Raw genomic sequence first — 12,097 nt, 5'->3', positions numbered from 1 at the left:
ACTCAGGACTATACAATTCTTACAATTTACTCATCGCCATCAGAGATTTCGCACCACGCGTTCGATTTCGTCGGCCGCCTCCGCATAACTCGTGTCCGGGTGGAACCGCAGTGGCGTTCCGATCGAAACCTCTACCGGTCCACGGCGCGGCCAGGAGTCGTGCACCGAATAGATTTCGTAAAGGCCGCGAATGCGGATGGGCACCACGGGCACGCGGAGACGGACCGCCATCATGCCGATGCCGGGACGAAACGGGTGCATTTTGCCGTCCGTTGTCCGCAGCCCTTCAGGGAAGACGATCGGACAGTGACCGCGATCCAGCAGATCCGCCGTATATTCCAGCGCGCGCCGCGTTCCGGACATGTGTTGAGGCAGAGGATAGGCGTTGTAAATCGAACAGGCCAGAAAATACGCAGCGGCCACCGCTGCTGTCTCCGTCAGCGGGTGTCCTGCGGGTTCGAAGTACGCGCGGAAGTGATCTTTCATCATCGCGGGAGCGAGAAGCGGATGCCAGCGGTGCGGTAGCGCGGCATAGATGGTCGGAACGTCGAGATGGCTGGTATGGTTTGCGGCAAAGATGACGGGCGAATGGACATCTCTCAGGTTTTCCAGGCCCGAAACCGTCAGCGGCAGGTAGTGGCGATACAAGGGGAGCGCGATCAGATGCTGGAAGACACTGCGGAATGAACGGACGGGAAATGAGCGGGCCCACTCGGACAAAGGCGTCTCCGGCTCGGCCGGAGCTGCGGTCCTCTCCGGAACGCGGAGCCAGGCTTCGAGATCCTGGTTGGATTTGAGTCTGGCAAACGAATCTTCGTCGAACTCCATCTGGTATTTGTTTTCCAGCTCGGAGAGCAGTTCCACACGCTCGAGCGACGACATGGCGCTCAGATCGGTTACCGGCGAAGGGCTGCCCGGTTGTCTGGTTCGTGCGCGGTCATCGACCGCGCCTGCAGTCATCTGCCGCGCCACTTCCTGCCGCTTGATCTTAAGCGTGGACGGCGTGCGAGGGAAGTCGTCGCCGGGCCAGAGCGACCACGATCGAATGCGCTGGTGTGCCTCGAGCCGTTCGTTGGCCCGGCGGATGAGGGCATCGACGTCGGTGCCCGGCGTATTCAATATCAGTACGGCATGAACGTGGTCGCCTCCGACGACCGCGCTTTCGCGGATTTCCGGAAGGCTGTTGAGAACCTTTTCTACGTCCTCGGGGTAAATGTTCAAACCCTCCGGCGTCACGATCAGATCCTTCTTGCGGCCGCGATAGTAAAGACGCCCCTCGGAGTCGAGTTCACCCAGATCGCCGGTATGAAGCCACTCTTCGTCTGTCGTGACGCTTTCCCCGCGAACCAGGATTTCGCCGTCGGGCGCAATGACGACGTCCTGTCCCGGAACGACTTTTCCCAACGATCCGGTGCGCGTGTCGAATGGATGATTCACCGATACGACCGGACTCGCTTCCGTCAAGCCATAGCCCTGGATAACCGCATAACCGAGCGCCTTCCAGAATTCTTCGAGTTCCGGATCGACGCGCGCGCCACCGACTACGAATGCCCAGAACTTCCATCCGAACGTGCGGTGGGTTTTCCGGTGCCGCCACATCGTCCGGAGCAGGCCGGACACGCGATCGGCGGTAATGCCGCGCCGCTGCACTTCGTTTTTGAGATTTTCGAGAATCTTCGGAACACACACGGCGACCGAAATTCGATTATCGTGGATAAACCGGATAACCTTGCTCGGGTGAATTTCCGTTGTGAATGCGACCGATCCCTCCAGAAATAACGGAATGTAGAGACCCTGCGATTGCCCGAACATATGGCTCAAGGGCAGGAGGTCGAGGATCCGGACCGGTTGGAAGGGCGCCGCCCATCTTCGATACTTCGCGATCTCTTGCTGAAACGGCCTCAGGTTCGAACAGATGTTGCGATGCCGGTGGACGACGCCCTTCGGCTCGCCGGTCGTGCCGGAGGTGTAAACGATCTCGACCACATCGTCCGCGATCACTGTGCTCGGTGTGAAGCGGTTCACCGGTGGCAATGCCGCAATGGCGTCCAGCGAAGTATCGTCGATCACGAGCTTTGCACGCGATCCGATCCGGATACGGCCGGCGAGCTCTTTCGAAAACCGGTAATCGACCGGAACGGCTTCGATGCCTCGCGCGACGCAGGCCCAGAATGCCGCCATCCACTCGACGCGGTTTTCCGCCCAGATCATGACGCGATCGCCTTTGCGCAGGCCCTGCCGGTCGAAATATTCAACACAAGCGCCGATCCTGCCGTAGAGATCGCGATATGTTGCGGTCCAGGTCCGGTATCCGTTGGACCATCGGACGGCTTCCCGGCCGCCGAGCCGCTCGATCGATGGCAGAAGCTCGACAAGTGTTTGCATCGGATGGTTGTTCTTATCCACTATCCTTTTATATATACGTATCGTCTATTGTCCGGCGGGTTTTGCACAAAAAGTTGCCAGATGGACATTCCCCGCCTTTCCAAGACGAGGCGGTTAGTAACTTCAACAAAATACCGCACACCGCTCGCTGGTAAGATACGCAGATGTCCAGCGCACAACTGCGTATCATGGTTTATCGCCACTCTGTTTTTTACAGCCCGCTGATTACAACGATCGCAGGCGGATTTCTCGAAGACGAAGGTCTGTCGGCCGCATATTTCCAGAAGCCTCCTCAGCGCAATCTGTACGACATGTTTCGCGCCGGCGAGATCGATATCATGCAGGCGGCGGTGTCGACCAGCTGGGATCCGCTCTCGAAAGGCATTCGCGACATCCCGGTGCACTTCGCTCAAATCAACCAGCGTGACGGCTTCTTTTTGACCGCGCGGGCGCCGGCCGCGCCATTCGACTGGAAGCAACTGGAAGGCGCGAACCTGCTCGCGGATCACGCGCAGCAGCCTCTGGCGATGTTGAAGTATGGCCTGCACCGGAAGGGCGTGGATCTGAAGCGCGTGCATTTCGTCAATGCCGGCGCACCCGATGCGACGGAGAAAGCGTTTCGGGAGGGGCAGGGAGATTTCCTTCACCAGCAGGGGCCGGGTCCGCAGCAACTCGAACTCGATGGCGTCGGCACGGTTGTCGCAGCGATCGGGGACGCCGTTCCGCCTGTTGCGTTCAGCAGCCTGATGGCGGCGCGGGAATTTCTCAAAACGCCTGAAGCCGGCGCCTTCAAGCGCGCCTACCTTCGCGGGCTCCGGTTTGTGATTCAATCGCCCGCGCGTGAGATTGCGGATATCGAAGCGCCGTTCTTTCCGGGAACTTCGATCGAGGCGATGACCGAAGCAATCTCGCGTTACCAGCAGCTCGGGACGTGGAGATCGGATCCCAATATCACCCGCGAGCAATACGAGGTTGCCATGGATGTCTTTATCTTCGCGGAAACATTCAAAGAACGCTATGCGTATCAGGATGTTGTCGTTCAATATTAGCCTGGGAGGTTAGTGGACATGAGCACAGGAGCCAAAATCGCTCTCGGCATCATCGGCGTCATCGTTCTCGTCGTCTTGATTTTCGGCGCCACCATCGTGGGCACGTATAACACGCTCGTTCAGTTGGACCAGGGAGTTCAATCTCAGTGGGCGCAGGTCGAAAACGTTTACCAACGGAGATCCGATCTGATCCCGAACCTGGTCAATACCGTGAAAGGCGCGGCGAATTTCGAGCAGTCCACTTTGACGGCGGTCACCGAGGCTCGAGCAAAGGTCGGACAGGTGACGTCCGGAGCGGTGGAAAATATTGCGCGCGATCCGCAGGCGTTTGCGCGCTTTCAACAGGCTCAGGACGGACTGTCCTCCGCGCTGTCGAGGTTAATGGTTGTTTCCGAGCGCTATCCCGAATTAAAAGCAACCCAGAACTTCAGGGATCTTCAAGTCGAACTTGAAGGAACGGAGAACCGGATTTCGGTCGAACGCATGCGCTTCAACGAGTCCGCTCAGGCCTTCAATACCAAACGCGACACATTTCCGACGGTCGTGATTGCCGGCTTCTTCGGTTCCAAATTTCAGGAGAAGCCGTACTTTAAGGCCCAGACCGGGGCAGAGAAGGCGCCCGAGGTCAAGTTTTAGTGAGCCTTTGGAAAAACGGGGCCGTCTTCCGGTTTCGCGCGCTGAAGCCGGGCGGCGTCCCCATTTTTCTTTTTTTTCTGTTCTGTTCGCTGAATGTATTTGCCGCCGAAACGCCGATTCCGCCTGCGCCGACGCGCTGGGTTACGGATACGGCGAATTTCATGTCGCCCGCTGCCGCCTCCTCGCTCAACTCGCAACTTGAAAACTACGAACATTCGACGGGCCACCAACTGATCGTCTACATCGGGCAGACCACAGGCGACGCTCCGATCGACGACTGGGCCGCGCGCGCCTTTCAGCAATGGAAGGTGGGCCGGAAAGCAATCGACGACGGATTGGTCCTGTTCATCATGGCGGCCGACCACAAGCTTCGATTTGAGGTTGGCTACGGTCTGGAGCCGATCGTTCCGGACGCGATTGCGGGGCGCGTGATCAACGATGTGATCACTCCAAGAATCCGCGCCGGTGATCCGAATGGCGCCGTCACTTCGGGAATGGATGCGGTCATGATGGTGATCGGCGGAGGCAGCCTTCCTCCTCCCCCACAGCAGCAGGCACGCGGCAGGCAGGAGCGGCCACTCACTCTGGGGCAGCTGATTCTGTACGGAATTATCGGCTTACTCATTCTGATCGTCTTCGTGACTCACCCGAGTCTGGCGATGTATCTCCTGTTCAGCATTCTCTCTGGCGGGAGAGGCGGCGGAGGGGATTATGGCGGCGGGGGCAATAGCGGATTCGGCGGCGGAGGCGGCCGGTCGGGCGGAGGAGGTGCCAGCGGATCATGGTAATGACGCGCAAGAAGCTGCTGCAGGTTATCGATCGCGAGAAGATCAAGACAGCGATTCAGGCGGCGGAACACCGCACCTCCGGAGAGATCTGCGTTTCGGTCGCACCGTTCTTCTGGGGCAGCATTCGACGAGCGGCGGATAAGGCGTTCGTAAGAATGGGCGTCGCCAGGACAAAACATCGTAATGGAGTGCTCTTCTTTGTCGTGCCGTCGCGTCGAAAGTTCGTTGTGCTGGGCGATACAGGTATTCATGAACGCGTCGGGCAGGACTTCTGGCATCGGGTCGTCGCTGTCGTGACAGAGAGGTTTCGTACTGGAGATTTCACCGGAGGCCTCGTGCGCGGGATCGAAGAAGTCGGTGAACAGCTCTCATCCCACTTTCCCTACGATGCCGCCACCGATGAGGATGAATTGCCCGACAATGTCGATTTTGGAGGCAAACCATAACCATGATGGCGCGGCTCCTGCTCGCTCTGATGTTGCTTATTCCTGCGGAAGACGCCTTGAACAATCAGTTGGCGCGCGACATCTATAAAGAACTGATCGAGATCAATACCACCGGCTCCGTCGGTAACACCACCACCGCCGCCCAGGCGATAGCGGTTCGTCTGAGAAACGCCGGTTTTCCGGCAGTCGATATCCAGGTGCTCGGCCCGGATGCGCGCAAGGGGAATCTGGTCGCGCGCTACCGCGGTACAGGCCGGCGCAAGCCTCTCCTGTTGCTGGCGCACCTCGATGTGGTTGAGGCGGCGAGGGAAGATTGGTCGGTCGATCCATTCAAATTTATCGAGAAGGACGGCTACTTCTGGGGCCGCGGCACCACGGACGACAAAGCAATGGCCGCGGCGTGGATCGCCGCGTTTATCCGTCTCCGTCAGGAGCACTATGTTCCGGATCGCGATTTGATCGTCGCCCTTACCGCCGACGAAGAGAGCGGAAACGCCAATGGCGTTCAGTGGCTGCTTGGGAATCACAAAGACCTGATCGATGCGGAATTCGCGTTCAACGAAGGCGGCGAGAGCGAAATCAAAGACGGACGGTATCTGCTGAACACCGTTCAGCTCAGTGAAAAGGTGTACCAGAGTTTTCGCCTCGAAGTCCGAAACGCCGGCGGACACAGCTCCCGGCCCGTGAAAGACAATGCGATTTACCATCTTGCGGAAGGCCTGACGCGGCTGGCCAGATTCGAATTTCCCGCTCATGTGAACGGTGTCACGATCGCCTATTATCAACGGATGGCTTCGTTGTATACCGGACAGGTGGCTGCGGATATGCGCGCGGTTGCAAAGAATCCGCCGGATCGAGGAGCCGTGGCCCGGTTGTCGAAATCTCCGCAGCACAATGCACTGCTTCATACCACTTGCGTGGCGACGCGTCTCGAAGCGGGCAACGCCGACAACGCCTTGCCTCAGAACGCGAGGGCAACCGTGAATTGCCGCATTCTGCCCGGAGAATCGCCGATGGAAGTCAAATCTACACTGGACCGGGTGCTTGCCGATCCTAAAATTTCTGTGTCCCCGATCGATGAGGCAATCGCCAGCGAGCCGTCTACGCTGAACCCCGAGATTCTGGGCGCGATTGAACGGACCACCACACAAATGTGGCCCGGCGTTCCCTTGATTCCTGTCATGTCGACCGGGGCGACGGACGGTTTGTATCTGCGAAATGCCGGCATTCCAACCTATGGCGTTTCCGGTTTCTTCGAAGACTTGGACGACACCCGGGCTCATGGCCGCGACGAACGGATGGGCGTCAAACAGTTCTACGAAGGTAGAGAGTTTTTATATCGGCTTGTGAAAGCGGTATCGTCATGATTCACATCATGGACGGGATCTCTATTCCGGAAGACGAAGTCACCTGCACGGCGTCGAGGAGCGGTGGGCCGGGCGGCCAGAATGTAAACAAGGTCAGCACCAAGATCACGCTCAGTTTTCCGGTTTCGCACTCGGCTGCCCTTTCCGATGAGCAGAAAAGCCGGATCGCCGGCAGGCTTGCGTCGCGTATCAATAACGACGGCGTTCTTCAGGTCGTCTCTCAGCGGACCCGAAGCCAGGAAATGAATCGCACGGATGCGATCGAACGATTCTCCGAGTTGCTCCGCCAGGCATTGACGCCACGGAAGGCCAGGATCAAGACGCGCCAGCCGAAGGGCGCCAAGGAGCAACGTCTTGAGGAAAAGAAACACCGCAGCGCGAAAAAACAAACCCGTTCCACCAAAGGATGGGACTGATGATTCGCTTCCTGCTGGCTCTCGGCCTGACGCTGCTGGCGCCGCTGGCTCCGCTACAAACACAGCCGCCGTACGGAATCGCGTACCACCTTGCGATGCCGCATCCGGCGTCACATTTATTCGAAGTCACCATCGATGTGACGACGCCCGTCAATGACGGCTCGCCTTACATCGATTTTCAGATGCCTTTATGGCAGCCGGGCCGCTATTCGATCGCGGACTTCGCTGCAAATGTTCAGGAATTTACCGCCCGCTCTCAGAACAGGACGTTGCTGTGGGCGAAAACAGATGACCAGACCTGGCGCGTCCAGAAACAGGGAAACCGGACGATCACGGTGGCTTACAAAGTGTTTGGCGACGATCTTTCCGGCACATACGCGCAACTGGACGTGGGGCACGCGAACTACACCGGCGGAGAACTATTCATGTATGTCGCCGGCCATAAGCCCGACCCGGTCGAGCTTCACATTCAGCCGCCGGCGAATTGGCGCGTCGTCAACGGCCGGACGGAGCGGACGGACCAGCACGACTGGAAATATCCGGACTACGAGATCCTGATCGACAACCCCACCGAAATCGGACCGGACTGGAGCGAAGACGATTTCAAGATAGAAGGAAAGACCTATCACGTCGTGATTCATTCCCGAGGCGATGAGGGCGGCCGCCGCGCCTCCTTTGTCCGCGATGTCGAAAAGATCGTGCGCTCCGAGGTCGGCATGTGGGGCACTCCCGAATTCGACAACTACACGTTCATGATTCACTTTGCCGGCGACGACCGTTCCAGCGACGGAATGGAACATTTGACGTCGACCCAGATCATTCAGCCGGGCCTGTTGTCCGAGCCTGCGACCTATGAAGATGCCCTGACTACCGTGGCGCATGAGTTCTTCCATGCGTGGAATGTCAAACGTTTGCGTCCTGTCGAACTTGGACCCTGGGATTGGACGAAGGCTGCATCAACCCACAGTCTGTGGATTGCGGAAGGGTTCACTCAATACTACGGCGTCGAGATGTTTCATCGCGCCGGTTTCGAAGATTCGCCCAACTTCCTCCGCGATCTTTCGGAAACCATTGGAATCATCGAAAACTCGCCCGCAGATAAACTCATGAGCGCGGAAGCTTCATCCATGGCTGCGCCATTCATTGACGGTGCGCTGCATCGGCAGCGCACGAATCTGTCGAATACATCGCTCAGCTACTATCTCAAAGGCGAACTGATCGCGTTGAACCTGGATTTGCTCATCCGGAACTGGACGAAAGGCCAGCGCTCGCTCGACGATGTGATGCGGCGCGCGTACGATGAGTTTTATGTCAAGAGCCCGAATGCGTCCTATTACCTCAAAGGCCGCGGCTATACGATCGATGATTTCGCACGTGTCACTTCCGAAGTGGCCGGCCGGGATGTTAGCGAGTGGTTTGCGAAATATGTGCGGGGAGTTGAGCCTTTGCCATACGACGAAGCGTTCGGCGGAGTGGGATTGCGGCTGGTCAAATCGCCCGAAAAGGAGCCGTATACCGCCGGAATCGCCATCGATCGCGACGATCGACAGGCCGTCCGCCTGGGCAGCATCCAGACGGACTCGGCGGCGGAACGGGCCGGACTGCAGCAAGGCGATCTGCTATTGAGTATCGGCGGGACGCCGGTTGCCCGTGACACCTGGTTTACGGCCTTGAACCGCTATAAACAGGGTGATCGCGTTCCAGTAAGAGTCCGCCGCTTTCGAAGAAACGTGGACTTGACGCTGCAACTCGGGCCTCCGGAACTCTACGACTACCGGATCGATGAAATACCCGGTGCCTCGGCGGATGCGAAGAGGCTGAGAACAGCCTGGCTGGAAGCACGATAGGTCAGTCGACAGGCTGGTTTGCATCTTCAAGATAGATGCTCAGATAACAGTGCACCCGGGCCTCACTATGCACACGAAGCCGGTATCCCTTTTTAGGGTATTCGTCGACGACCCGCTCGCCGAATTCGACGATATATTCTTGAAGCGATTCGTCTCCCGTTGGGTTATCCAGGACCTTCCGGACGATCCCGGCGTCACCCGGCCGCAGCACGTCAGTTTTGGAGACCCGAACCAGATCGCCGGCTTGAAAACGTGACATAAAGCGAATTGTATAACGCCGCCGACGATGATATAAGTTTGGAGATCCAAGTCGCGGTAGTGTCCTCGAGCATGGTGCTCATGTCCTCCGCGTCTCTAAGGAGGTCCATGGGTAAGAAACTTTACGTCGGTAATCTACCGTTCAACACGACGGACGAATCTCTTCAGGAAATCTTCGCTCAGGCTGGAAGTGTTCAGTCCGCCAAGATCATCACGGATCGGGATACAGGGCGCAGCAAAGGCTTCGGCTTTGTTGAAATGTCGAGCGACCAGGAAGCCGCGGACGCCATTCAGAAATTCAATGGCGCCGAATACGGCGGACGCAATATGACGGTCGCGGAAGCCCGGCCGATGGCGCCACGCGAAGGCGGTGGTGGTGGCGGCGGGCATCGCGGAGGCGGCGCCGGCGGCCGCCGCTGGTAAAAAGCGATACACAACGAGACAAAACCGGGGACAGGTCGGAGTATTGGAGATTCGAAATTCGAAGTTGGAAATTGGAAATTCGAGTACCGCAGATCTCTAATTTCGAACTTTTAATTTCGAATCTCCAATACTCCGACCTGTCCCCGGTTTTGTGACGGAATTTGTCGAGTGGTTGGAGGCGCTGGAGCGGCGGCACCTGGCGCATCTGAAGTTTTCCGAGGTGCGGCGCGCAGTCCAGGCGCTGTCATCTTTATATGTCGAGCGGCGGGACCGCATCGACGCCCGCTCTCCTTTCAGCGGTGCAGGCAAGCGCGCGGCGTTTGCCATGTATTTCGCCCCCCTCCATTTCCTGCTCATTCGGGAAATCGTTCGCGCTCTCGACGTGCCCCTTCCAAAGGCCACTTCCATTCTTGACTTGGGCTGCGGTACTGGTGTCGCCGGCGCCGCATGGGCAACGCAATCCGATCCGCCTCCGAAAGTCATCGGGATCGATCGCAACTCCTGGGCTCTTCAGGAATGCAAATGGACCTACCAACAACTGCGGATACCGGGAACAACCAGGAACGCCGATCTCAGCACGTTGCGAATCCCTGCCGCGACTGCCGTGGTGGCGGCACTTACCATGAATGAACTCAATGCTCCGTCGCGGGACAGGTTCCGGGCGGAATTTATCCGGACAGCCCGTTCCGGTGCGCCGATCCTGATCGTCGAACCGATCGCGCGGCGTGTCGCATCCTGGTGGGACGATTGGGCCGTAGACTGGAGGAAGGCCGGAGGCCGGGCGGATGAATGGCGCTTTAAAATTCAACTGCCGGAACCCCTGGCTCTGATGGACCGGGCTGCCGGCCTCAATCACCGCGAACTTACCGGCCGCTCGCTCTGGCTTCCGCCGCTTGCGTGATACAATCCGGCGCCAATGTTCTGCCCCAATTGCGGTAAATCGAATGACGACAATGCGAAATTCTGCCAGATCTGTGGCGTCTCCCTTCAGGGAACGACGCCGTCTGGCCTGGCCGCAGCCTCCGTCGTTACGAGCGGCCCATATGCGGGTTTCGGAACGCGTTTCGTTGCCTGGTTGATCGACATCATCGTCATTCTGGTCGGCAGCGGGATCGTGGGCGCACTCACGTTCGGGGGCGGAGCGGTGGTGATTTTCGTTGCTCCCTGGCTCTACGAAGCATTCATGTTGAGTTCCGAATGGCAGGCGACTATCGGCAAACGCGCGATGTCGATCGTCGTTACCGGGCTTGACGGCAAACGTATATCGTTCGCTCGTGCGACGGGCAGGCATTTCGCAAAGTACCTCTCGGCTTTCATCCTCTTCATCGGGTTTATCATGGCCGCATTCACTGCCAGAAAACAGGCGCTCCACGACATGATCGCCGAAACTCTCGTTGTGCAGAAGTAGGCGCGCCGAACGGAAATCTTCCATGCATTTGTGCCGCCGCGATCGCTACCCGGCTTGCAGTCTGCTGCGTAAGTGACTGCAGAATAAGCTCATTTCGACCTGAACCCGGTTGGCAACCGCTTTGCCTCATTCGCCCCGGAGGTAGTCATCATGGAATGGCTTAAATCGAAAACAACACTTATCGCCGGAGGCTGCCTGGCACTCCTGGGACTACAGGGATACGGCATGATGTCGATGCGCGGAACGATCGACGAGCGCATGAGCTCCGTCGAGCACGAACTGCAGTCCGTGCACAATGAAGACAACGCGAAAGTGGCGCAACTCACGTCGGACCTCGATGTCGTGACTCAGCGCATGGGCATCACGACTCAGGAACTCGACAAGTCTCATAAACTCGCCCAGCAACTTCAACAGGAGAGTGCTCAGACAGCGCAGCGGCTGCGGCGTGAGCTGGCATCGAAGGCGGATGCCAATGCAAAGGCCATCAGCGAAGTACGTGATGAAACCACCAACAAGCTGACCGAAGTTCAACAGGACGCGGCGACCAGGATCTCCGGCGTTTCCGGCGAGGTTCAGGGCGTTCGTACCGATCTGGATACCACCCGCTCCGACCTTGCGAGGAGCCAGGAAGAGCTTGGAACTCTGATCGCGCATAACTCGACAGAGCTTGTCGCGCTGCGCCGCATCGGCGAACGCAACTACATCGAGTTCGATATCAGCAAGACGAAAAATGCGGCGAAAGTGGGCGATGTTCTTGTACAGCTCAAGAAGACCGATCCCAAGAAGCAGAAGTTCGATGTCGTCATCAATGCCGACGACAACAGCATCCTGAAGAAGGATCGCACGGCCAACGAACCCGTCACTTTCCTTGTCGGTTCAGACCGGCTCCGCTACGAGTTCGTCGTCAACTACGTCGATAAGGACCGGATCCGGGGCTACCTGAGCACTCCGAAGGACAAAATCCTCTCGGCTGAGACCCCGGCTCGGACCCGTCTTCAGTAAGTCCGGAGCAGGAACATAAGAAGCACAAAAGGCACAAGAAAGAACGTCTTTCTTGTGCCTTTTGTGCTTCTT

The 12,097-nt window shown here is 58.0% G+C and carries 13 protein-coding genes; 11 read left to right on the top strand and 2 right to left on the bottom strand.

Annotated features, from left to right (window positions below):
• Positions 1-39: 39 nt before the first annotated feature.
• The gene (locus tag VGK48_15400; GenBank protein ID HEY2382561.1) at positions 40-2,406 is read right to left on the bottom strand and encodes an AMP-binding protein; all 2,367 of its coding nucleotides are present in this window, start codon (positions 2,404-2,406) and stop codon (positions 40-42) included.
• Positions 2,407-2,549: 143 nt separating this feature from the next.
• On the opposite strand from VGK48_15400, the gene VGK48_15395 reads away from it, so the two are divergent.
• Genes VGK48_15395 through VGK48_15365 form a run of 7 tightly spaced genes read left to right on the top strand, consistent with a single transcriptional unit; the run spans position 2,550 to position 8,934 of the window.
• Positions 2,550-3,434, top strand: coding sequence for an ABC transporter substrate-binding protein (locus tag VGK48_15395; protein ID HEY2382560.1), 885 nt, complete (start codon positions 2,550-2,552; stop codon positions 3,432-3,434).
• Between the two features lie 18 nt (positions 3,435-3,452).
• Positions 3,453-4,070 carry a LemA family protein gene (locus tag VGK48_15390; GenBank protein ID HEY2382559.1) on the top strand — a complete coding sequence of 206 codons (618 nt, stop codon included), beginning with the start codon at positions 3,453-3,455 and terminating at the stop codon, positions 4,068-4,070.
• Positions 4,070-4,858, top strand: coding sequence for a TPM domain-containing protein (locus VGK48_15385; GenBank protein HEY2382558.1), 789 nt, complete (start codon positions 4,070-4,072; stop codon positions 4,856-4,858). The genes VGK48_15390 and VGK48_15385 overlap by 1 nt, the downstream gene beginning before the upstream one ends.
• Entirely contained in the window at positions 4,858-5,304 is a 447-nt protein-coding gene (locus VGK48_15380; protein HEY2382557.1) for a TPM domain-containing protein, read from the top strand. The genes VGK48_15385 and VGK48_15380 overlap by 1 nt, the downstream gene beginning before the upstream one ends.
• Positions 5,305-5,306: 2 nt before the next feature.
• Positions 5,307-6,671: a M20/M25/M40 family metallo-hydrolase gene (locus tag VGK48_15375; GenBank protein HEY2382556.1), complete on the top strand. Its 1,365-nt coding sequence runs from the start codon at positions 5,307-5,309 to the stop codon at positions 6,669-6,671.
• Positions 6,668-7,087, top strand: a complete 420-nt coding sequence (arfB, locus tag VGK48_15370; protein HEY2382555.1) for an alternative ribosome rescue aminoacyl-tRNA hydrolase ArfB — start codon at positions 6,668-6,670, stop codon at positions 7,085-7,087. The genes VGK48_15375 and arfB overlap by 4 nt, the downstream gene beginning before the upstream one ends.
• Complete coding sequence (locus VGK48_15365; GenBank protein ID HEY2382554.1) at positions 7,087-8,934, top strand: PDZ domain-containing protein; 1,848 nt, start codon at positions 7,087-7,089, stop codon at positions 8,932-8,934. The genes arfB and VGK48_15365 overlap by 1 nt, the downstream gene beginning before the upstream one ends.
• A 1-nt stretch (position 8,935) precedes the next feature.
• On the opposite strand, the gene VGK48_15360 is transcribed toward VGK48_15365, so the two are convergent.
• Positions 8,936-9,193 carry a hypothetical protein gene (locus VGK48_15360; protein HEY2382553.1) on the bottom strand — a complete coding sequence of 86 codons (258 nt, stop codon included), beginning with the start codon at positions 9,191-9,193 and terminating at the stop codon, positions 8,936-8,938.
• A gap of 107 nt (positions 9,194-9,300) precedes the next feature.
• Here VGK48_15360 and VGK48_15355 point away from each other — a divergent pair, with 107 nt between their 5' ends.
• The 4 genes from VGK48_15355 to VGK48_15340 all read left to right on the top strand — a co-directional run bounded on the left by VGK48_15355 (position 9,301) and on the right by VGK48_15340 (position 12,025).
• The gene (locus tag VGK48_15355; protein ID HEY2382552.1) at positions 9,301-9,615 is read left to right on the top strand and encodes an RNA-binding protein; all 315 of its coding nucleotides are present in this window, start codon (positions 9,301-9,303) and stop codon (positions 9,613-9,615) included.
• Between the two features lie 151 nt (positions 9,616-9,766).
• On the top strand, positions 9,767-10,516 hold the full coding sequence (locus VGK48_15350; protein HEY2382551.1) for a methyltransferase domain-containing protein: 750 nt from the start codon (positions 9,767-9,769) through the stop codon (positions 10,514-10,516).
• 15 nt (positions 10,517-10,531) lie between these two features.
• The gene (locus tag VGK48_15345; GenBank protein ID HEY2382550.1) at positions 10,532-11,023 is read left to right on the top strand and encodes an RDD family protein; all 492 of its coding nucleotides are present in this window, start codon (positions 10,532-10,534) and stop codon (positions 11,021-11,023) included.
• 150 nt (positions 11,024-11,173) lie between these two features.
• Positions 11,174-12,025, top strand: a complete 852-nt coding sequence (locus tag VGK48_15340) for a hypothetical protein (protein HEY2382549.1) — start codon at positions 11,174-11,176, stop codon at positions 12,023-12,025.
• The last annotated feature ends 72 nt before the right edge of the window (positions 12,026-12,097 follow it).

This window comes from Terriglobia bacterium, assembly GCA_036496425.1.
GTDB lineage: Bacteria > Acidobacteriota > Terriglobia > 20CM-2-55-15 > 20CM-2-55-15 > 20CM-2-55-15.
Note: the sequence above shows the minus strand (reverse complement) of the source record. Positions and strands in the feature narration are given on the sequence as shown.

What these genes read in the sequence shown, in the direction of transcription:
- VGK48_15395 (HEY2382560.1), top strand. Translation starts at nt 2,550, where the DNA reads ATGTCCAGCGCACAACTGCGTATCATGGTTTATCGCCACTCTGTTTTT.
- VGK48_15345 (HEY2382550.1), top strand. Translation starts at nt 10,532, where the DNA reads ATGTTCTGCCCCAATTGCGGTAAATCGAATGACGACAATGCGAAATTC.
- VGK48_15390 (HEY2382559.1), top strand. Translation starts at nt 3,453, where the DNA reads ATGAGCACAGGAGCCAAAATCGCTCTCGGCATCATCGGCGTCATCGTT.
- VGK48_15340 (HEY2382549.1), top strand. Translation starts at nt 11,174, where the DNA reads ATGGAATGGCTTAAATCGAAAACAACACTTATCGCCGGAGGCTGCCTG.
- VGK48_15365 (HEY2382554.1), top strand. Translation starts at nt 7,087, where the DNA reads ATGATTCGCTTCCTGCTGGCTCTCGGCCTGACGCTGCTGGCGCCGCTG.
- VGK48_15355 (HEY2382552.1), top strand. Translation starts at nt 9,301, where the DNA reads ATGGGTAAGAAACTTTACGTCGGTAATCTACCGTTCAACACGACGGAC.
- VGK48_15380 (HEY2382557.1), top strand. Translation starts at nt 4,858, where the DNA reads ATGACGCGCAAGAAGCTGCTGCAGGTTATCGATCGCGAGAAGATCAAG.
- VGK48_15360 (HEY2382553.1), bottom strand. Translation starts at nt 9,193, where the DNA reads ATGTCACGTTTTCAAGCCGGCGATCTGGTTCGGGTCTCCAAAACTGAC.
- VGK48_15375 (HEY2382556.1), top strand. Translation starts at nt 5,307, where the DNA reads ATGATGGCGCGGCTCCTGCTCGCTCTGATGTTGCTTATTCCTGCGGAA.
- arfB (HEY2382555.1), top strand. Translation starts at nt 6,668, where the DNA reads ATGATTCACATCATGGACGGGATCTCTATTCCGGAAGACGAAGTCACC.